This window comes from Bradyrhizobium pachyrhizi, assembly GCF_001189245.1.
Classification (GTDB): domain Bacteria; phylum Pseudomonadota; class Alphaproteobacteria; order Rhizobiales; family Xanthobacteraceae; genus Bradyrhizobium; species Bradyrhizobium pachyrhizi.
Window position 1 is genome coordinate 24101 of the sequence record NZ_LFIQ01000049.1, and the last position, 18905, is coordinate 43005.

The 18905-nt window shown below is 63.3% G+C and carries 18 protein-coding genes; 10 read left to right on the forward strand and 8 right to left on the reverse strand.

Annotation, left to right across the window (positions count from 1 at the left end; translation table 11 throughout):
- Nucleotides 1–99 precede the first annotated feature (99 nt).
- Both AKL29_RS07645 and AKL29_RS07650 read left to right on the forward strand, forming a co-directional pair.
- A complete protein-coding gene (locus AKL29_RS07645) occupies nt 100–924 on the forward strand; it encodes a 3-hydroxybutyrate dehydrogenase (protein WP_050383762.1) in 825 nt (274 codons plus the stop codon).
- Between the two features lie 66 nt (nt 925–990).
- Nucleotides 991–2145, forward strand: a complete 1155-nt coding sequence (locus AKL29_RS07650; RefSeq protein WP_050383677.1) for a patatin-like phospholipase family protein — start codon at nt 991–993, stop codon at nt 2143–2145.
- Nucleotides 2146–2442: 297 nt separating this feature from the next.
- Here AKL29_RS07650 and AKL29_RS07655 read toward each other — a convergent pair whose 3' ends face one another.
- The gene (locus AKL29_RS07655) at nt 2443–4488 is read right to left on the reverse strand and encodes an adenylate/guanylate cyclase domain-containing protein (protein WP_050383678.1); all 2046 of its coding nucleotides are present in this window, start codon (nt 4486–4488) and stop codon (nt 2443–2445) included.
- A gap of 391 nt (nt 4489–4879) precedes the next feature.
- Here AKL29_RS07655 and AKL29_RS07660 point away from each other — a divergent pair, with 391 nt between their 5' ends.
- Genes AKL29_RS07660 through AKL29_RS07675 form a run of 4 tightly spaced genes read left to right on the forward strand, consistent with a single transcriptional unit; the run spans nt 4880 to nt 7419 of the window.
- Nucleotides 4880–5179 carry a BufA1 family periplasmic bufferin-type metallophore gene (locus AKL29_RS07660; RefSeq protein ID WP_038377692.1) on the forward strand — a complete coding sequence of 100 codons (300 nt, stop codon included), beginning with the start codon at nt 4880–4882 and terminating at the stop codon, nt 5177–5179.
- 50 nt (nt 5180–5229) lie between these two features.
- A complete protein-coding gene (bufB, locus tag AKL29_RS07665) occupies nt 5230–6141 on the forward strand; it encodes an MNIO family bufferin maturase (protein WP_050383679.1) in 912 nt (303 codons plus the stop codon).
- The gene (locus AKL29_RS07670; protein WP_193395191.1) at nt 6128–6913 is read left to right on the forward strand and encodes an HvfC/BufC N-terminal domain-containing protein; all 786 of its coding nucleotides are present in this window, start codon (nt 6128–6130) and stop codon (nt 6911–6913) included. The genes bufB and AKL29_RS07670 overlap by 14 nt, the downstream gene beginning before the upstream one ends.
- Nucleotides 6913–7419, forward strand: coding sequence for a DoxX family protein (locus AKL29_RS07675; protein WP_050383680.1), 507 nt, complete (start codon nt 6913–6915; stop codon nt 7417–7419). The genes AKL29_RS07670 and AKL29_RS07675 overlap by 1 nt, the downstream gene beginning before the upstream one ends.
- Nucleotides 7420–7722: 303 nt before the next feature.
- On the opposite strand, the gene AKL29_RS07680 is transcribed toward AKL29_RS07675, so the two are convergent.
- The 7 genes from AKL29_RS07680 to AKL29_RS07710 are packed head-to-tail and all read right to left on the reverse strand — an operon-like array spanning nt 7723 to nt 14883.
- Nucleotides 7723–8760, reverse strand: a complete 1038-nt coding sequence (locus AKL29_RS07680; protein ID WP_050383681.1) for a tagatose 1,6-diphosphate aldolase — start codon at nt 8758–8760, stop codon at nt 7723–7725.
- Nucleotides 8757–9716 (reverse strand): sugar kinase, encoded by a 960-nt coding sequence (locus AKL29_RS07685; RefSeq protein WP_050383682.1) that lies wholly within the window; start codon nt 9714–9716, stop codon nt 8757–8759. The genes AKL29_RS07680 and AKL29_RS07685 overlap by 4 nt, the downstream gene beginning before the upstream one ends.
- Nucleotides 9713–10786 carry an ABC transporter ATP-binding protein gene (locus AKL29_RS07690; protein WP_050383683.1) on the reverse strand — a complete coding sequence of 358 codons (1074 nt, stop codon included), beginning with the start codon at nt 10784–10786 and terminating at the stop codon, nt 9713–9715. The genes AKL29_RS07685 and AKL29_RS07690 overlap by 4 nt, the downstream gene beginning before the upstream one ends.
- Nucleotides 10787–10791: 5 nt before the next feature.
- Complete coding sequence (locus AKL29_RS07695; RefSeq protein ID WP_050383684.1) at nt 10792–11796, reverse strand: zinc-dependent alcohol dehydrogenase family protein; 1005 nt, start codon at nt 11794–11796, stop codon at nt 10792–10794.
- 7 nt (nt 11797–11803) lie between these two features.
- Nucleotides 11804–12631 (reverse strand): carbohydrate ABC transporter permease, encoded by an 828-nt coding sequence (locus tag AKL29_RS07700; protein ID WP_050383685.1) that lies wholly within the window; start codon nt 12629–12631, stop codon nt 11804–11806.
- A gap of 4 nt (nt 12632–12635) precedes the next feature.
- Nucleotides 12636–13523 carry a carbohydrate ABC transporter permease gene (locus tag AKL29_RS07705; RefSeq protein ID WP_050383686.1) on the reverse strand — a complete coding sequence of 296 codons (888 nt, stop codon included), beginning with the start codon at nt 13521–13523 and terminating at the stop codon, nt 12636–12638.
- Between the two features lie 58 nt (nt 13524–13581).
- Nucleotides 13582–14883 carry an ABC transporter substrate-binding protein gene (locus AKL29_RS07710; RefSeq protein WP_050383764.1) on the reverse strand — a complete coding sequence of 434 codons (1302 nt, stop codon included), beginning with the start codon at nt 14881–14883 and terminating at the stop codon, nt 13582–13584.
- A 182-nt stretch (nt 14884–15065) separates the two neighbouring features.
- On the opposite strand from AKL29_RS07710, the gene AKL29_RS07715 reads away from it, so the two are divergent.
- Genes AKL29_RS07715 through AKL29_RS07730 form a run of 4 tightly spaced genes read left to right on the forward strand, consistent with a single transcriptional unit; the run spans nt 15066 to nt 18898 of the window.
- Nucleotides 15066–16100 (forward strand): LacI family DNA-binding transcriptional regulator, encoded by a 1035-nt coding sequence (locus tag AKL29_RS07715; RefSeq protein WP_050383687.1) that lies wholly within the window; start codon nt 15066–15068, stop codon nt 16098–16100.
- Nucleotides 16101–16114: 14 nt separating this feature from the next.
- Entirely contained in the window at nt 16115–16849 is a 735-nt protein-coding gene (locus tag AKL29_RS07720) for an SDR family NAD(P)-dependent oxidoreductase (protein WP_050383688.1), read from the forward strand.
- Nucleotides 16846–17106 (forward strand): SUMF1/EgtB/PvdO family nonheme iron enzyme, encoded by a 261-nt coding sequence (locus AKL29_RS07725; protein ID WP_050383689.1) that lies wholly within the window; start codon nt 16846–16848, stop codon nt 17104–17106. The genes AKL29_RS07720 and AKL29_RS07725 overlap by 4 nt, the downstream gene beginning before the upstream one ends.
- Nucleotide 17107: 1 nt before the next feature.
- Nucleotides 17108–18898 carry a chloride channel protein gene (locus tag AKL29_RS07730; RefSeq protein ID WP_050383690.1) on the forward strand — a complete coding sequence of 597 codons (1791 nt, stop codon included), beginning with the start codon at nt 17108–17110 and terminating at the stop codon, nt 18896–18898.
- The last annotated feature ends 7 nt before the right edge of the window (nt 18899–18905 follow it).

The following is an 18905-nucleotide window of genomic DNA, read 5'->3' on the forward strand; positions in this document are numbered from 1 at the left end:
TGGTTTTGGAAGTCAAAGGGTATTTCCGTAAGTCCATTTTGCGATGCAGATTTTGGCGACCGTCGGATACCGCCGACGATGCAAGCGGGATTTCACAAGATGAATGTCCAGATCAAATCGCATGCCGACGTTGACGCAAAATTGCTCGATGGCAGGGCCGCCGTCGTGACCGGCTCAACCAGCGGGATCGGGCTTGGCATCGCCCGCGCGCTTGCCGCGGCTGGCGCAAACGTGATGCTGAATGGCTTCGGAGCCGCGGCCGAGATCGCCTGGACGAAGGACGCGATAGAAGCCGATCATGGCGTCAAGGTCGGCTATTCAGCGGCCGATATGGCGTCGCCGGATGCGATCGCCGAGATGGTCGCGGTGACGCTGGCCGACCTTGGTCGGCTCGACATTCTCATCAACAATGCCGGTATTCAGCACGTCGCGCCGCTCGACCAGTTTCCGGTCGAAAAATGGGATCAGATCCTTGCGATCAATCTATCGTCCGCGTTCCACACCACGCGGCTGGCACTGCCGGCGATGCGCAAACAAGGATTCGGCCGCATCATCAATGTGGCATCTGCGCATGGGCTGGTCGCCTCGCCGTTCAAGGGGACCTATGTCGCCGCCAAACACGGCATTGTCGGTTTGACAAAGGTAGCGGCGCTCGAAATCGCCGAGGAAGGTATTACGTGCAACGCCATCTGCCCTGGCTATGTCTATACCCCGCTAGTCGAAGCCCAGATCGATGGACAAGCCAAGGCGCATGGCATCTCCCGGGATCAGGTGATCCGCGACGTGCTGCTGGCCCAGCAACCGAATAAACGCTTTGCGACAGTCGAGGAGATCGGTGCGCTGGCGGTTTTCCTGGCGAGCGAAGCAGCCGCGTCGATTACCGGAATTGCTTTGCCGGTCGATGGCGGTTGGACAGCGCATTGAGACGACGCTCGTAACAGAGCCGGGCGCGCTTGCGAATATTAGACCAGGCCGAAATGGGAGCACAACATGCAGGACAGAACTTCGTCGCGAAATATCAGATCGCTGGCCAAGGATCTCCCCGGCCAGGTCGTTCTGGTGTTGCAAGGCGGCGGCGCCTTGGGCTCGTACCAGGCAGGTGTCTATCAAGCCTTGCACGAAGCAGGCATAGAGCCGGACTGGATCATCGGCACATCGATCGGCGCCATCAATGCCAGCCTCATCGCCGGCAATCCGGTCGAGAACCGGCTGTCACGCCTGAAAGAGTTCTGGAAGCGGATGGAGCAAAATCCGGTCTGGAACATCCGGACGGCCTTTCCCGGCTTCAATGACCGGCTATCCTACTGGGCGACCATCACCCACGGAATTCCTGGCTTTTTTCGTCCAAATGCCCTTGCGCATGCGGGTGACGGCTACCCGCTGGGTGCCGAACGGGCCGGCTATTACTCGACCGCGCCACTGGAGCAGACCCTGTGCGAACTCGTCGACGTCAAGCTGCTCAATAGCTGTTCGCCGCGTCTGACGGTCGGGGCCGCCCACGTGCGGACCAGCCAGATGCGCTATTTCGATAGCCGCGACGGCGAACTCACCATCAGGCATATTATGGCCTCCGGCGCGTTGCCACCGGCCTTTCCCGCCGTCCGCATCGACGGCGAGCTCTATTGGGACGGCGGTATTCTGTCCAACACGCCGACTGAAGTCGTGTTCGATGACGATCCCCGCAAGAACTCGCTGATCTTCGCTGTCCATCTGTGGAATCCTGCAGGCCTGGAGCCGACCACGATGGCGGAGGTGCTGAATCGACACAAGGATGTCCAATATTCCAGCCGCATCATGAGCCACATCGCACGCCAGCAGCAGGCGCATCGGTTGCGTCACATCATCAACCAATTGGCCAAACGGCTGCCCGACAGCGAACGCAACACTCCAGAGGTGCGCGAACTGGCCGGTTATGGCTGTCAGACACGCATGCACGTCGTGCGTCTGCTTGCGCCGCAGCTTGATCGCGAAACCCACACCAAGGACATCGATTTCAGCCCGCGCGGCATCATGCAGCGGTGGGACGCTGGTTACTCGCACACGAGAGCAGCCCTTGAACACGCGCCGTGGGTTGGCGAGTTTGATCCGCTGTCGGGCGTGATCCTGCATGAGCAGATGGAATTGATGCCGGTGGCGGCGGAATAAGGTGCGATCCAGGAACAGGATTGCGCGATGGGAGAATTACTCGTCCGATCCAGCTTCCTTAGCGGAGAGGTCCTTGACGGCAAGAGGGATGTCACCTAGCCACGTCTACCTCAGCCTCGCGGACGAGCGAACCGACAGCCCACGAATAGGGCGTCCCCTTGACCGTGGTCAGGCTTACTTCCCGCCAGAACTCAGGATTGACCAGCGGGCCGGCAACGACGTCCTTCTTCGATATCGAATGCTGCCGCTTTCGCACATAGCCAGCATCCAGTCGTCTGCCTGGTACCGGCGGGTCGGCTATTTTGATTGAAGTGTCACGACAGGTGACCACGTGTCGTCAACACCCGACTGCTCGAGGAGCTTGCAGCGGTCGAGCATCAGTTCAGTTGGCCTGTCGTGAGGACGCTGGCGCAAGACAGCCTCGAAGCAGCATATGGCGCTGGCGAAGTCGCGCTTGCGATATTCAAGCAGTCCCTGCTCGTAATCGATGATCCAGGCCGGGTAAGCGTCGCCTGTAGCCGAACCGATCAGTTCATGCACGGCGAGGCCTTCTGTCTTGCCGTAGACGGCTATGCGATCGATCTCGCGTGTGACCATGGCCCCCTCAACCAGGCGCTTGGTCTCGGCGCCGATCAGAATTTGCGTCTCATAGCGCTTGTTGGCGCCTTCGAGGCGGCTCGCCACGTTCACGGCATCGCCAATTACGGTGTAGTTCAGCCGCAATTCGGAGCCGACATTGCCAACCAGCATGCGGCCGGAATTGATGCCGATCCGGATTTGCAGGGGATGGCCCTGGTCGTCCCTGACGCCCGCGGCCTCAATGCCCTGGCGGCAGACGAGTGCTGCACGGCAACAGAGCAGGGCATGTTCGGCCTGCGCTGTCGGCGCGCCCCAGAATGCCATCACAGCGTCGCCAATGAATTTGTCGATGGTGCCGCCGTGGGCGACGATGACTTCGGAGGCGACGTCGAGATATCGCGACAACAGCGGCACAACGCGATCCCCCATGCGCTCGGAAAGCCCGGTGAAGCCGGCCACATCGATAAACATTACCGTCAGCTCCTGGATCGAGCCGCCAGGTTTCGCCTCGATGCCCTGGCGAAGGAGCGACCGGACCAGATCGGCCGGGATGAATTTGCGGAAAGCAGACAAGCCCTGCGCCATCTCGGCTATCGCGCCCGAAAGGCTCGAAATCTCGGCGAGCCGCGACGGGTGGCGGCGCACCTGGTCCAATGCAAAGCTTTCCACATGTCGGATTTCGCCGACCACACGGGCGAGCGGCGTGGCGATCACCGACCGCGCCAGCATCGCAGAGAACAGGGCGGCGAGGAGCGCACCGATGGCAAGACCGATGATGAGCCGTCGCAACGTGGTTTCGACCGGGCCAAGAAACTCAGCCTCAGGGATCACGGTCGCCAGGCACCAGCCGGTAAATGGTAGGGGCGTCAGCCCAACCTCATAGGCTGCGCCATCGAGGGTAAGCCGCCGCCGCCATGCTTCCTTGCGACCGTCCTCGCCGGCCAGTGTCCGAGCCATGCGCGCCAACGGCAACAGATCGATCCGGCTGTGCGCGGGATGCAGTTCGTCGGCGTTCTTGTCGGGAGCCGCGATCAATTCGTCGCCGGCACCGAGGATGAAAGCCGTTCCGGTGCGGCCGACCTCGAGCTGGGCGAGGAAACGGGAGAGCCTGGTGTACTCGATGATGATCGCAAGGACGCCCTGACGTTCCTGATAGACATCGATCGGCCCCGCGAAGGCGATCGATGGGCGCGGGCCGATCGGATGGTCGACGACCCCGAACCACTGCGGGCCATTGGCCTCCATGCCGATCTTGAACCAGTCCTGCATAGTGACGCTAAAGTCTGTGGGTTCGAAACGGCGGGATTCAAATTCGATGTCGCCGGGGATAACCTGATATTCGTCGATGCGGCGCTGGCCGACATGGTCGATCTTCGAGATCTCCATCATCTCGAGATGGCCGTCACCGAGCTTATGTGCGGCGAAGAAGGAACCGTCGGGCCACCCGAAGGCGACCCAGGAGATCGTCGCTTGTGACTGCAATTGTGATAGGAACACGAACTCGCGCTTGTCGGCCTCGCGGGTATCGAGCACGTTCTGCAGGAACAGCGTGCGCACGGCGGTGTGGGCGGCGCGCGCTTCATTGACGATCGCGGCCACCTCCTTGCGAACGGCAGCGACGATCTGTTCGTTGATCGTTGAGGCGAGCTGCCGGCTGATCGATTCGGCCGTGCGCCACCAGAGCAGGCTCGAGGCTGCGGCGGTGAGCAGGATCGCCGTAAGGACCAGCGCCGAGACGGCAAGACGAATGCTGATCGTCAGCATCCTCGCCGAAGACGGTGACCGCGGTCGTTCGAGGGCGCTTGAGCGTTCAAAGGCGTTCATGTTGGCCTTCGCCGGCGGTCGGAGGGCTTGATGGCGATACGCTTGCGTCCGGCAGATTGTTACGTCTCGGAATTATGACAGGCGGAGCGTCGCCATCGCCAATGCTCGACCCGCCCGGTTTCCATAGCGACAAGGCATTGGAGGCTCCGGTCGATGTCGGCGTATTTGATTGGCACGCAGACGGCACAAGAGCCATTTGCGTGACACCCCGCAGCGAAGTCACGGATTCGTGAGCCGCCAAAACCGTAATGGCAGCAGCGAACGGAACGAACCTGTCGATGCGCCCCCGACGCCTCAGGAGGCGACGCAAAATAACGATGTGGAGAGATCTATGAAGAATGTCATCAGCTCGCTTGTCCTTGCCGGCGCCGTTTCGACCGCGCTTGCAACCCTTGCCACCGCCGCTCCCCTCACCAAGGCCGAGGCGGATGCAGCGACCGCGGCCCACAAGGAGAAGTGCTTCGGCGTCGCGCTGAAGGGCCAGAACGATTGCGCGGCCGGCCCCGGCACGACCTGCCAGGGCACCTCGACGGTCGACTTTCAGGGCAATGCGTGGAAGTTCGTGCAGGGTGGCACCTGCACCAGCATCCAGCTTCCGAACGGGAAGACCGGATCGCTCAAGCCGGTCTAGTCGCACCGCACGGCAGACGTTCACGATCATAGGGAAAGCGGAGAGACGACATGAACGCTGCGATCTTGTCCCGGTTGCTCGCAGCCGAGCCTGCCCGCTTTCCCGCGCTTGCCATACATGGCCTGGCTGGTACCAGCTTCAAGCCCGAGCACCTTGCTGCGATCCTTGGCGCCGGACGGCAGCGTGGCTTTTTCGAGGTGCATGCAGAGAATTACATGGGCGCAGGCGGGCCGCCGCATCGCGCGCTGGAAGCCGTGCGCCGCGACCATCCGCTGTCCCTGCATGGTGTGTGCATGTCGATTGGCGGCGAACGGCCGCTCGACAAGGCGCATCTGAAGCGCTTCCGCGATCTCGTCGAGCGCTACGAGCCTGCGCTGGTTTCGGAACATCTCGCCTGGTCGACCCACGACACCACCTACTTCAACGACCTGTTGCCGCTGCCCTATACCGAAGCGACGCTCGCACGGGTCTGCGATCATATCGATCAAGTGCAAGACGCCATCTGGCGGCCGCTGCTGCTGGAAAATCCGTCGACCTATCTCGCATTCACCGAATCGACGATGAGCGAGACCGAGTTCATCCGCGGCGTCGCGGAGCGCACCGGATGCGGACTGCTGCTCGACATCAACAATGTGTTTGTCTCGGCAAACAATCACGGCTTCTCCGCGCTCGACTATCTCTCCGACTTTCCGTTGTCACGCGTCGGCGAAATCCATCTCGCCGGTCATGCCGAGCAGCTCGACGATGAAGGCGACCTGCTCCTGATCGATAGCCATGACGGACCGGTCACGGACTCGGTGTGGAAGCTGTTCGAGATCGTCATCTCGCGCTGTGGTCCCGTACCGACGCTGGTCGAATGGGACCGCAAAATTCCGGGCTGGCCAGTGCTGAAGGCCGAAGCGGCCGCGGCGCAAGCAATCCTCGACCGCCACCAGCGGGAGATGCGCTATGCTGCCGCTTGAGCAGGAGCTCTCGTCCTACGCGGCGCGCTTCGCGGCTGCGCTGATCGACCCCGGGCGCGCGACGCCCTCACTCGTCACCGGGCCGAACGGAAAGGCGGCGGTCCGGCGCTACAACGTCTATCGCAACAACGCCACGGTCAGCCTGATCGATGCGCTTGCCGCGGTCTACCCTGCGGTCCAGCGCATCACGGGGGTCGAGTTCTTCCGTGCCATGGCGCGTTTCCATGTCCGGGCCTCTCCGCCAACATCGCTACTCTTGCTCGACTATGGCCGCGATTTTCCCGCGTTCATCGAAACCTACGAATATGCCTGTGCCATGCCCTGGCTAGCGGATGTCGCGCGGATCGAGCGGGCCTGGCTCGATGCCTATCATGCCGCCGATGCCGCGCCACTGTCACGGGATGCGCTCGCTCTGGTTCCACCGGAGCGGCTGGCGGATGTGGTGTTCACCGCACATCCCGCGGCAGGAATCGTCCGCTCGCCTTTCGCGGCAGTGACGATCTTCGCCGCCAATCGCAGCGGAGAGATGCCAGGTCGGATCGACGCGGGAACCCCGGAGGATGCTCTGATCACCCGGCCCGAGATGGACGTCGTCGTGCGCCATCTGCCCGAGGCCGGCGCGGTGTTTCTGACAAACCTGATGTCGGGACGGCCGCTTGGCGACGCAGCAGCGTCGGCACTTCAGTCCTCGCCCGGCTTCGACATCGCGGCGAACATCGCGGGCATGATCGAGGCGGGCGCTTTCACATCAATCAATTTCGGAGAAGCATGATGGTCATCGATCAGCATTTTGGCGCCAGTGAACGCTACCGGCTGAGCCACCTCGCTGACAGGGCCGAGCACCTGATCCAGACAATGGCCTTGCCGTCGCTGGTTCAATTCGTGATGCGCGTGGCGCTGGCGGTGCCGTTCTGGAAATCCGGCATTCTGAAATGGACCGGCTTCCTCAAGCTGAGCGACACCGCGGTGACGCTGTTCACCGACGAGTTCATGCTGCACCTGCCAGGCGGGCCCTATCACTATCCGCTACCTGCGGTGATGGCATTCCTGTCCGGATGCGGCGAGATCACCTTTCCGGTGCTGCTGGTGCTCGGCCTTGGCACCCGCTTTGCCGCACTCGGGCTGTTGTTCATGACCATGATTGTCGAACTCACCGTGCCCGACGGCTGGCCGATCCACCTCACTTGGGCGGCGATGGCGCTCGGGATCATGGCTTGGGGACCGGGACGCATCTCGGCGGATCATCTGATACACGGATTCCCTCGGCAAGCGAACTGAGCACATCAAGCTTACGTCCTGTACGTCTTTGACTGTGGCGCGTCCGTCGGCTGGGATCTGGCTCTGACATATCCAGACCGTGTTGCCGGAATCATCAGCCGGAAACGCCTATGTCGACGGCCTAAGGAAGGAAGCTTGAACCTTCCATTACAGCGAACCGGGTCCAGTTCACGCATCGCTTCGCTCACGTGCACACAGACCGTTTTTGTCCGGCAGAACACCTGGGATAACGGCAGTCGCAGGCTTTCCTCTGCAGGTCCGAGTCCTGGCGGGCCCACCAAGACACGCTGAGGCGTCACCATTTCAATAGGCGCGCGCGAAGTCCCCCTCCTGCTTGATGTCAGTGAATACCGGAAAGCGCGCTTTCCACGGCGTGCCCTTGGCCGTCGTCAGCTTGTTGAGCCGCTCAAGCACGCCGAGGCCATCCTTGCGCAGGCTCGCCGAAACCGCTGTAAGGTCCGGGAAATTCTTCAGGACGGCATCGAGCCAGATGGTGCGACCGGCCAGGAAACCGCCCGCGCCCGCGGCATAGGCGAAGTCGAGAACGCGTTCGAATTTTTCCGGCGCGGCGCCGCCCGACAACAGGACCCAGGGAATGCTCCGCTCGCGGCAGATATCGCCGATCGCATCGAATTCCTTCTGCGCGGCCTTGGCTTCGGCGCTGCCGTCACGGGCCGGCAGGCTGTTGGCCGCGAGAGGGCTCTCAAGCTTCAGGAGATCGACGCCGTATTCGGGCCTGGCAAACTCGCGCACGCTATCGATGACGAGGCCCGGGAGCTTGCCGGGCGATTCCACATAATCGGCGGTGTGATTGGCGCTGCCAAGGAACGGATAGACCAGCAGTTCAAGAACATAGGGAACATCGTGGCGGGCGCACTCCTCGCCAATCTCGCGCACGAAGCGCTTCTGATGCTCGTTTACCGCGGCGTCCGCATCCGGCCGATACCAGGCCAGCACCTTGACGGCGTCGCCGCCCATGGCGCGAATTTTCTCCACACTCCAGTTGGCGATCGCGCGCGACATGCGACCGCCCGCGGTCTCCTCGACGCGATGCTCCTCCAGCGTCATGATCAGGCCGCAGCGCGGCGGCAACAGATCAATCGCGGCGGGCACGGCAAAATTCGGGTCGAACAACATCGAGCTGCAATGCGGCGCAAGGTTTTCGACGAGGAGCCGCTTGGCCGCGGTGACGTCGGAATATTCGACCTGATCCCGCGCGATTCCCTTCGCCCTCGCAATGGCATCGAACAGCGGCGGTCGCTGATCCAACGCGACCATGCGAAAGTGGCCTTCCGCATCAGCAAGGCGTCCCAGCCCGCGGTTCTTTCCAATCGTTCTCATGGCTTCGTCCTCATGAATGCAAGACAATCGTTGATGGTGGGGATTCCGTTGCGGCCGCCGGCGTGGCGACATTTCATCGCAGCCGTGGCCGCGGAAAACGCCATGGCGTTGCGCACATCGAGGCCGACGCCGATCGCCAGCGCATAGGCGCCGTGGAAGACGTCGCCGGCCCCGGTGGTATCGACGACATCGACGGCATAGGCGGCGTGCCCGTGCAGCTGGCCATTCTCGTACCAACTGACGCCACCCTCGCCGCGCGTGACGGCGAGGACACTGCAGCCGAAGCGCGCCAGCCTTGCGAGAGATTCGTCTTTGGCAGATCCGGCGAAAGAGGCGAGCGCAGGCTCGGAGAAGATCGCGTGGTCGGTCAAGGGCAGCAGTCGCTCGAATATCTCGGCATCAGCCATGTCGCCGTCGAGCACCGTCGGAATGCCGCGCGCACGCGCCTCGCGAAACAGCGTTGCGGCGCCCTCCACCCAGCGCGGATCGGCCAGCACCGAGGATGCGCGAGCGACGGCTTCAAGCGGAAGCCAATCGGCCGCTTCCGGAAAGAGACCACGGAAGTTCACGATCTGCCGCTCGCCCGAACTGTCGACAATGATGCCTGAGACCGACGAGCGGCCATCGGGAAACAGCCGGAAATTCTCGACGTCGACACCTTCGGCAGCAAAAGCCGACCGCATCTCGTGCCCGGCGGCATCGTCCCCTGCCCGTCCCCAGAACGCGACGGAGGCACCGAGCCGTGCGGCCGCAACCGCGGCATTAGCGGCCATTCCGCCGCCAAGGGTACCGTAGTCGATGGCCTTTATCTTCTCGCTGTTGCCCGCAAAGAGCCGATCGACACGCCAGACCTGATCGAGCGCGGATAGCCCAAGGCAGATCACCTGGACGCCCCTGGTTCCCGACGCTACATCCGCGAGCGCCGAAAGAGCTGCTATGTTCGCCGATGCGCTCACCGCAAGACCTGCCCGTTCGCTGCATCGAACAAATGCGTCTTGCCCGGCTGCGGCCGCAAACTGAGGCGATCGCCGAGCTTTGGTCGCAACGCTGGATCGACCCTTGCGATCGCGGAGACGTCGGCGAGATCGAAATGGATCAGCGTATCCGAGCCGAGCGGCTCGACCAGCTTGACGTTGATGGCGATGCCGTCCGCCGCATCGGTCGCGACGGCAAAATGTTCAGGACGAATGCCGAGCACGGCATTTCCTGCCCGCTGCAGGCGGCTTGCGGCCTCGCCGTCCAGCGGCGCCACCGTTGCGCCTTGTGAAAGGATCGCGCGCTCCTCACGCCATTCGACTGGGAAAAAGTTCATGGCCGGCGAGCCGATGAAGCCGGCGACGAACTGGTTGGCCGGCCGCTCGTAGACCGTCTCCGGCGTGTCGTATTGCTGGATCGTACCGTTCTGGAGCACCACGATCCGGTCGGCCATCGTCATGGCCTCGATCTGGTCATGGGTCACGAAGACCATGGTGGTCTTGAGCTCCTGCGATAGCGCCTTGATCTCGGCCCGCACCTGTCCGCGCAGTTTTGCGTCGAGGTTGGACAACGGCTCGTCGAACAGGAACGCCTTGGGATTGCGCACAATCGCACGGCCCATGGCGACGCGCTGGCGCTGCCCGCCGGAGAGCTCCTTCGGCTTGCGATCGAGATAGGGCTCGATGTGCAGGAGCGCGGCGGCACGCTTCACGCGCGCGTCGATCTCCGCCTTCGGCGTTCCCCGCAACTCCAATGCGAACGACATATTGTCGTAGACGCGCATGTGCGGATAGAGCGCGTAGTCCTGGAACACCATCGCGATGTCGCGCTGTGCGGCTTGCACGCCGTTGACACGCTTGTCGCCTATGTAGAGGTCACCGGACGTGATCGGCTCGAGACCCGCGATGATTCGCAGCAGGGTCGACTTGCCACAGCCGGACGGCCCCACGAAGACGACGAATTCATGGTCCGCGATCTCCAGATTGAGATCGGGGATCACGGTGAAACTGCCGTAGCGCTTGACGAGGTTGCGGATCGAGATCGAGGCCATGATCGCTAATCCAGCGCCAATACCGGCTTGATCAGCTCGCCCCTGGCAAAGCGGGCGAAATTCTCAGGCAGGGCCGGCAGGCCGAACTCGCCGTCGACGAGGACGCGGTATTCGTCCTTGAACTTGCGCAGCAGCTCGATGTTCGGCTCGAAATCCGAGACCGGAAAGTAGAAGGTCCGGATCATGTAGAAGTCCTTGCGGCGGAACACCTTGCCCTCCTCGATGGTCCAGGGCGCGGCGTTCTCGCCGACCAGCACCAGCGCGCCGCGCGGCAGGACGAGCTCGATGCCGAGATTGCGCGCCGCATGCGCGCCGGAGCATTCCATGATGAGAGCAAAGCGCTTCGAGGTGTCGCCCACGGGATGCGCCTTCGCGCCGAAGGATTGCGCGATCTTCAGCCGCGTCGCATTGGGGTCGGCGACGTGGATGTCGTTGTAGCCGAGCGCGCGGAGCGCCAGCACGACGCCGAGACCGACTGGCCCGGCGCCCATGACAAGAACAGGTCCGGCCTCACCCGGCGGCACCACGCGGCTGACGAAGCGCACGGCGTGACCCGACGTCCCGATGGTGTCGAGCAGCAGCGGCGCGAGGCTGTCCTCGATGTCATCGGGCACCGGCAACAGGCAATTTTCCGGCACCGGCACGTATTCGGCGTAGCCGCCCGGCCGGTTCCAGCCGATCAGGCTCGAGACCTCCAGGCACATCTGGGTATCGCCGCGTTTGCAAGCCGCGCAATGGTCGCAGTGGAGTGGAATATAGACGGCACAGCGGCGACCATGCAGCCGGTGACCGGGCTGCTCGACCACGCCGAAAATCTCATGGCCGGCGGTGAACTCGGCGCCCTTGTGCCAGAGCTTGAAGTCCGAACCGCACAGCGCGGTGCGCGAAACGCGCACGAGCACTTCACCTGTGCCGACGTCAGGCATTGCCACGCGCTCGATGGTGATGCGGTCGTTGCCGTGGAAGACCGCGGCCTGCATGATCGAATTCGGACGGGGTGATACGTTCATCAGATACCTAGCCTTTCACCGCACCGAGCGTCAGTCCGGACACCAGCCAGCGCTGCACCAGAGCAGCCAGCACCAGCGGCGGCAGCGCGATCAGCGTCGCCGCGGCCATGAGAGCGCCCCATTGCGTCGAGCCTTCGCCCATGAAGTTGAAGGCCGCCGCGATCAGCGTCTTGGTGTCGCCGTTGGAGAGCACCAGCGCAAACAGGAAGTAGTTCCATGAGAAGACGAAAGCGAGGATCGCCGAGACGGCGACGCCGGACGCCACCAGCGGCAGCGCGATGCGCCAGAGGATGCGCGTGACGCTGCATCCGTCGACCTGCGCCGCCTCGAAGACGCTGCGCGGGATGCCGTCGAAGGATGGCAGCAGCACCCAGATCACGATCGGCAGCGTGATGACCGCGTGGCTCAGGATCAGCGCGGTGTAGGAGCCGATCATCCCGACCTGCCGGAACATGACGTACCACGGCAGCAGGAACAGCGTGCCCGGCGCCATGCGCGCTGCGAGCGTCAGGATCGCCGGCCACGAGATCCGTGTCCAGGACACGGCGAAAGCGGCGGGGATCCCGAACAGCAGCCCCAGCGCCGTCGAGCCGACGGTGACGATGAGGCTGTTGAGCGCATAGCTGAGGAACGGCGTGGTCTTGGTCAGCTCGACATAATTGTCGAGCGTCGGCGTGAAGATCAGCGTCGGCGGATAGGCCGTCACCTCGAACGACGGCTTGAACGAGGACAGCACCATCCAGACCGTCGGCGCCATGATGAGCACGCCGGCGAGCACGAGCTGCACGGTATTGAGCCAGCGGATCCAGCGGTCGGTGTTGGCGGCATCCGTCATGACATCACCACGCCACGGCGCCGCGCAGGCGGTTGAAGGCGAGCACGGCGCCGAACACGATCGCCGTCAGCGTCAGCATCAGGGCGCTGGCATAGCCGATGTTGAAGAATTCGAAGCCGACCCGGAAGCCGTAGATGTTGAGCGTGTTCGAGGCGTTGCCGGGGCCGCCCTGGGTCGTGATGTAGATGATGTCGAAGAAGCGCAGGAGATCGACGCTGCGCAGGATGGCTGCGGTCACGATGGTCGGCAAGAGCAGCGGCAGCGTGATGCGCTGAAAAGTCTTGAACGGCGAAGCCCCGTCGATCTGCGCGGCCTCGTAGACGCTCGGCGGCAGCGATTGCAGGCCGCCCAGCACGATCAAGGCGACATATGGCGTCCACTGCCAGCTGTCGATCAGAGCGACGGTCGGGATAACCCAGGTCGGCGACGCCAGCCAGTCCGACGGCGGCAGGCCGAACGACTGCAGGATATAGTTGGCCGCGCCCAGCGAGGGATCGAGGATCACCAGCCACATCATGCCCGCCACCACCGGCGGCATCATGAAGGGGGAGATGAAAAGCGAGCGCACGATTCCCGGCAGGCGCTTGGCGTGAAACAACACCAGAGCCAGCCACACGCCAAAGACGAGCTGGAGCACCAACGACAGCACATAGAGCGCTATGGTGATCCAGAGCCCGTGCCAAAACTCGTAGTCGGAGATCAGCTTTGAGTAATTGGCGAGGCCCGCAAAGGACTGCTTGCCGGTCGAGGAGAATGTCTGGAAGCCGAGCCAGATCGTATAGATGACCGGAAACGCGATCATCGCGACCGTGAAGATCACGGCCGGCGCCGAGAGCGTCGCCATTTCCAGCTTCTGCCGGTCCTGCGTGAGTGTCGCGGCCGCGTCCGACATGCGTCCGTTTCCTTGAGAGTGAGGCGCCGGCAGGCGCAAGCCTGCCGGCATCAAGCGGTTACTTCTGGGCGATCAACGCATCGAGCGCCTTGTCGGCATCAGCACAGGCCTGGTCGATCGGCTTCTGCTTCAAGATCAGATCCTGCACAGCCTGGCCGATGAACTCGCGCGATTCCGGGTTGGCGATGATGGGGTAGCCGACCTCGGAGGAGCCCTTCGTGGCCAGCACATCGAGCGCAGCCTGCCATTCCTTGCGGACGGGTTCTTCGTCGATCCACTTGCGGTACTCAGGATCCTTGGCGACCGACGGCCGCGGCGGCGCAATGCCCTGAAGCGCCATTTTCTTCTGCACCTCGGGGCTGGTCGCCCACTGCACGAAGTACCAGGCCGCGTCCGGCTGTTTGCTGTGCGAAGACACCGCCATGCCCCAGCCGATCGTGGTCGGCACCTGGCCGGCCTCGCCCGCCGGGAACGGCAACAGGCCGGTGTCCTTCAGGCGCGCGCCGCCCTCCATCACCGTGCGCAACTCATTCGAGGATTCGAACGCCATCGCGGCGCGGCCGCTGCGGTAGAGCGCCGAAATCTGCTGGAAGCTGTAGTTGACCACACCCGGCGGACCGAAGTCGCGCAGCAGCCGGCTATAGGTGTCGAGTGCTTCCTTGCCCTTGGCCGAGCAGAGGTTCGACTTGCCGCCCGCGATGTAGCTGCCTCCGATGTTGTGCAGCATGTTGCTGAAGGTGTAGGCGACGGCGGGTTTGAGGCCGCGCGAGACAAAGGGCGTAACAGCGCTGTCGCAGGTCTTGATCTTCTCGGCCGCCGCCTCGACATCCTTGATGGTCTTCGGCGCCTCGATGCCGCACTTCTTGAAGATGTCGGTGCGGTAATAGAAGATCGGACCTTCGATGTTCATCGGCATGCTGGTCAGCTTGCCGCCGAAGGTCGCGGCCTTGAGCAGAGCCTGGCTCAACCCGGCCGGGTCGTATTCCTTGGCCACCTCGTTCTTGGCCATCGCAGTGAGATCGCCGTACCAGCCCGCCGCGGCGAACTGCTCGCCCTCGCGCGAAGGTAGCGTCATGAACACGTCAACCTCGTCGCTGTTCGCATTCATGACGGTGACCAGACGCTGGCGCATCTGTTGTTCCTGATAGCCGTCGACCTTCAGGGTCATGCCGGTCAGCTTCTCGAAATCGGCCTTGTAGGTCAGCAGCGCCTGCGCGACCGGATTGTTATTGGCGAGAAAGGTGACGGTCCTGCCCTTGAACTTCATCCAGTCGAAATCGGCCGCATGAGCCTGCGCGCCGACGGCGACAATCGCGAGAACGGGCAACGCGACGTGGGTCGCGAGCATCCTGACCTTCATCGAACTCTCCTCCCGGCTGGCCGCCTTAAGCTGGCGGGCCATTTTGAACGCAACTTGAAAACGGTTACAATCTAAACCTCACATCGGTTGTGTCAAGCAATGGACAAACCGGATATTCTGCGGCAAATTTACGAGGTTACCGCTGCCATGCGGTTTGCCTCATCGAATGTAACGTTACATTGATGCGATTGACCAACGCCAAATCCGTGAAACAAGGCATCCGCGCCGTAGCAGCCCGTGCCGGCGTCTCAACGGCCTCGGTGTCGCGCGCGCTGAACAATCCCGATGCGGTAAGCCCTTCCCTGCGGGCGCGCATCGAACAGGCCATCGACGCGCTCGGCTACATCCCGCATGCGCCGGCGCGCATCCTGTCGTCACGGCGCTCGCGCACTCTCGGCGCCATCGTTCCGACCATCGACAACACGATGTTCGCGCGCGGCATCGCCTCGCTCCAGCAGTATCTCTCCTCGGTCGGATACATGCTGTTTCTCACCACGAGCGGCTATGATCTCGACGTCGAATTGCAGCAAGCGCGCAATTTGATCAGCCGCGGCGTCGATGGACTTGTGCTGCGCGGTGATTGCCATCACGAGGGACTGCGCAAGTTGCTTGCGGACAACGCGGTTCCCTTCATCAATGTCGGCATCTACCAGCCTGATCGACCCCACCCGTGCGTCGGAACCAACAACGAAGCGGCGGCCCACCGCGCCGCCGCCCACGTCATCGAGCTTGGCCACCGCCGCATCGGGATCGTCTCGGCGCTCCAGCGCAACAACGACCGCGCCAGCGCTCGCGTCGCCGGCTTTCGCCGCGCGCTCACCGAGAACGGCCTGGAGCTTCCTCCGCAATGGCATGTCGAGGTGCCCTACACGCTGGACGACGCGCGCGAAGCGGCCCGCTATCTCCTCAGCCTGAAGGATCGTCCGACCGCCGTCGTCTGCGGCAACGATGTGATCGCCTACGGCGTGTTGCTCGAGGCGGAGCGCGATGGATTTTCGGTGCCGCGCGACCTGTCGGTGGTCGGCTTCGACGATCTCGACTGGAGCCGCCATTTGCGGCCGAGCCTGACCACGATCCACGTACCGACCGGAGAAACCTGGCAGCGCGCCGGGGAGTATCTGGTGCGCAGCCTCGCCGGCGAGCAGACCATCATGCATCGCGAGATCGACTTCTCCCTGGTGGTCCGTGAATCGACGGCTCCCCCACTCAAATCCTGAAGCGAGACCCTCCAATGCGCTCAAACTTTTCTCTTGCGCCCGACTTCCATGCCGTGGTGATCGGCGGCGCCGGCGACATTGGCGCCGCAATCAGCAATCAGTTTTGCGACCTCGGCGCGACGGTGACCGCAACGGCGGCCAACGAGACCGATCTGGCGCGCACTTTGCTGAAATCGCGCGCCGGACTTACACTGGCGACGCTCGACGTCACGAACGACGACGCTGTCGCTTCCCTTGCCCGACAACAAAAGCGCGTCGACGCGCTGGTCAACTGCGCGGGAATCCTCGCTCGCGACAAGGAATACGAGATCGAGACCTTCATGAAAGTGCTCGACGTCAATCTCACGGGCACTTTTCGAACCTGCATGGCGTTCCGCCCGCTTCTCGCCGAGAGCAAGGGCGCGATCGTCAATCTTGCCTCGATGAATGCGACATTGGCGCTGCCGCGAATCCCGGCTTATTGCGCCAGCAAGGGCGGTGTCGTGATGCTGACCAAGGCGCTCGCCTTGGCATGGGCCGAGCAAGGCATCCGGGTCAATGCGGTTGCGCCCGGCTATATCGAAACGGCGATCAATGCGGCCGGCCGCACCGATCGCGCGCACTATCAGCGCATCGCCGACCGCACCGCGTTCAAGCGCTGGGGTCAGCCGGACGACATTGCGGGAGCCGTCGCATTCCTCTGCATGCCGGCATCACAATATGCTACCGGCACCGTCGTCGCGGTGGATGGCGGATTTCTTGCCGGATGAGCCAGGAAACCAACGGATACGGCCTGCATAATGTCGCCGGAAATGTTTGGGAATGGTACGAGGACCGCCTCGCACCGTCGGGAGTCCCCTTGAATCGCGAGCCTGCACCGAACCGCTCGACGCGCGGTGAATCCTGCCTCGAGTCCCGCGGCAGCCGCCACCGCTTCGCAGCGCGAAACCCGAACGCATCGGTCGGCTCGTCGGGCAAGACCGGCTTCCCCGTCGTGCGCACCGAGCAGCTGCGGGATCCGGCATAGGATGACGCTGGCGACAAATGCCGCGAAGCCGGCACCTGCTCCCGGCACCCGTCTGTTGCCGCAGTTCTTGCGCAATTTCGTGCGCAATCGCGAGACCGGCCTCGTGCTGGTCGGCATTGTCGTCGGGTTGCTGAGCGGCGTCCTCGTTGCCGCGATCTCGGGCCTCAGCCAGGCTTCGCACGCGCTGCTGTTCGACATTCCCCTCGACGCACATCTGAGCGCCACCGGCGTAATTTCCTGGCAGCGCACGCTGCTGATCCCGGCAGTTGGCGGCCTGGTCCTGGCGCTGATCGGGCTGTACTTCGCGCGGCGCGTGAAGGGACAGCAGCTCGCTGACGCGATCGAAGCCAACGCGCTCTATGGTGGCCGGGTGTCCTTCCGCGGCAGCCTGCTGATCTCGATCCAGACGCTGCTGTCCAACGGGTTCGGTGGATCGGTCGGACTGGAAGCGGGATACACGCAGATCTGTTCGATGTTTGGCTCCCATGTCGGCCAGCGCCTCGCCGCCCGCCGTAACGACATGCGGCTGTTGGTGGCCTGCGGCGCGGCGGGGGCGATCAGCGCGGCGTTTTCGGCTCCGCTGGCCGGCGCCTTCTATGCCTTCGAGGTCGTGCTGGGAGCCTACACCTCAGCCGCTCTCGTGCCCGTCATCGCCAGCGCCGTCACGGCCTGGCTGGTGGCGCGGGAGTTGACGCATCAGTCCTTTCTGATGGTGCCGGGCTTCCCATCGCCCGTGTCCGTCGAGATGATCGGACAGACCGTGCTGATCGGCATCATTTGCGCATTCATCAGCATCCTCGTCATGCTCGCGGTCGCATTTTCCGAACGCTGCTTTCAGCGCGTCACGCTTTTCAGCGGCTTCGTGCGTCCGATCATCGGCGGCCTGCTGCTCGGCGGCCTCGCTTTGCTGACGCCGACCGTGCTCGGCGCCGGCCACGGCGCAATGCAGATCCTGCTGGTCAGCAACCCGACCTGGCTCCTGCTCACGACGACCATCGTGCTCAAGATCCTGGCATCGGCCATCTCGCTCGGCTCCGGCTTCCGCGGCGGCCTGTTCTTCGCCTCGCTGCTGCTCGGCGCGCTGATCGGGCAGCTCTACAGCGTCGTGCTGACCGGCCCCTTCCCCACGCTCGCGCTTCAGCCCGGCACCGCCGCCATCGCGGCTCTCGCCGCGCTTGGGACCGGCGTGCTGGGTGCACCGTTCAGCATGGTTTGTCTCGCACTCGAGATCACCGGCGATTTCTCCGTGACCGTCGGGGCGGTGGTCGCATCATCGGTCTGCGCGCTCATCGTCCGCGAGTTGTTCGGCTACAGCTTTGCGACATGGCGCTTCCACCTGCGCGGCGAGGTGATCCGCGGTCCGCAGGACATCGGCTGGGTCCGTCAGATGAGCGCGGCTTCCCTGATGCGCGCCGACTTCGAGAATGCACTGACGACCATGCCGATCGGCGAGGCGCAGAAGCTGTTCTCGCCGGCCCAGGTCCGGCAGGTCGTGCTGCGCGATCCGAACGGCAGCTATGCCGGCATCGTTGCGGCGGCGACGCTGCATTCCGTTACCAATCGGGACGACGATGCGCTCGGATCGCTGGCGCAGCAGCAGGATGAGTACCTGCTTCCGACCACGTCGGTTCGCGAGATCCTGAAAGCCTTTGAACGGAGCGAAGCCGACGTCCTCGCGGTCATTGACCGTGCCGACCATCGCGTCACGATTGGCACCTTAAGCGAATCCCATGTGCTGCGCACCTATGGGGAAGAGCTCGAACGCCGGAACCAGGAGCTGTTTTCGCGGTGAACCTTGC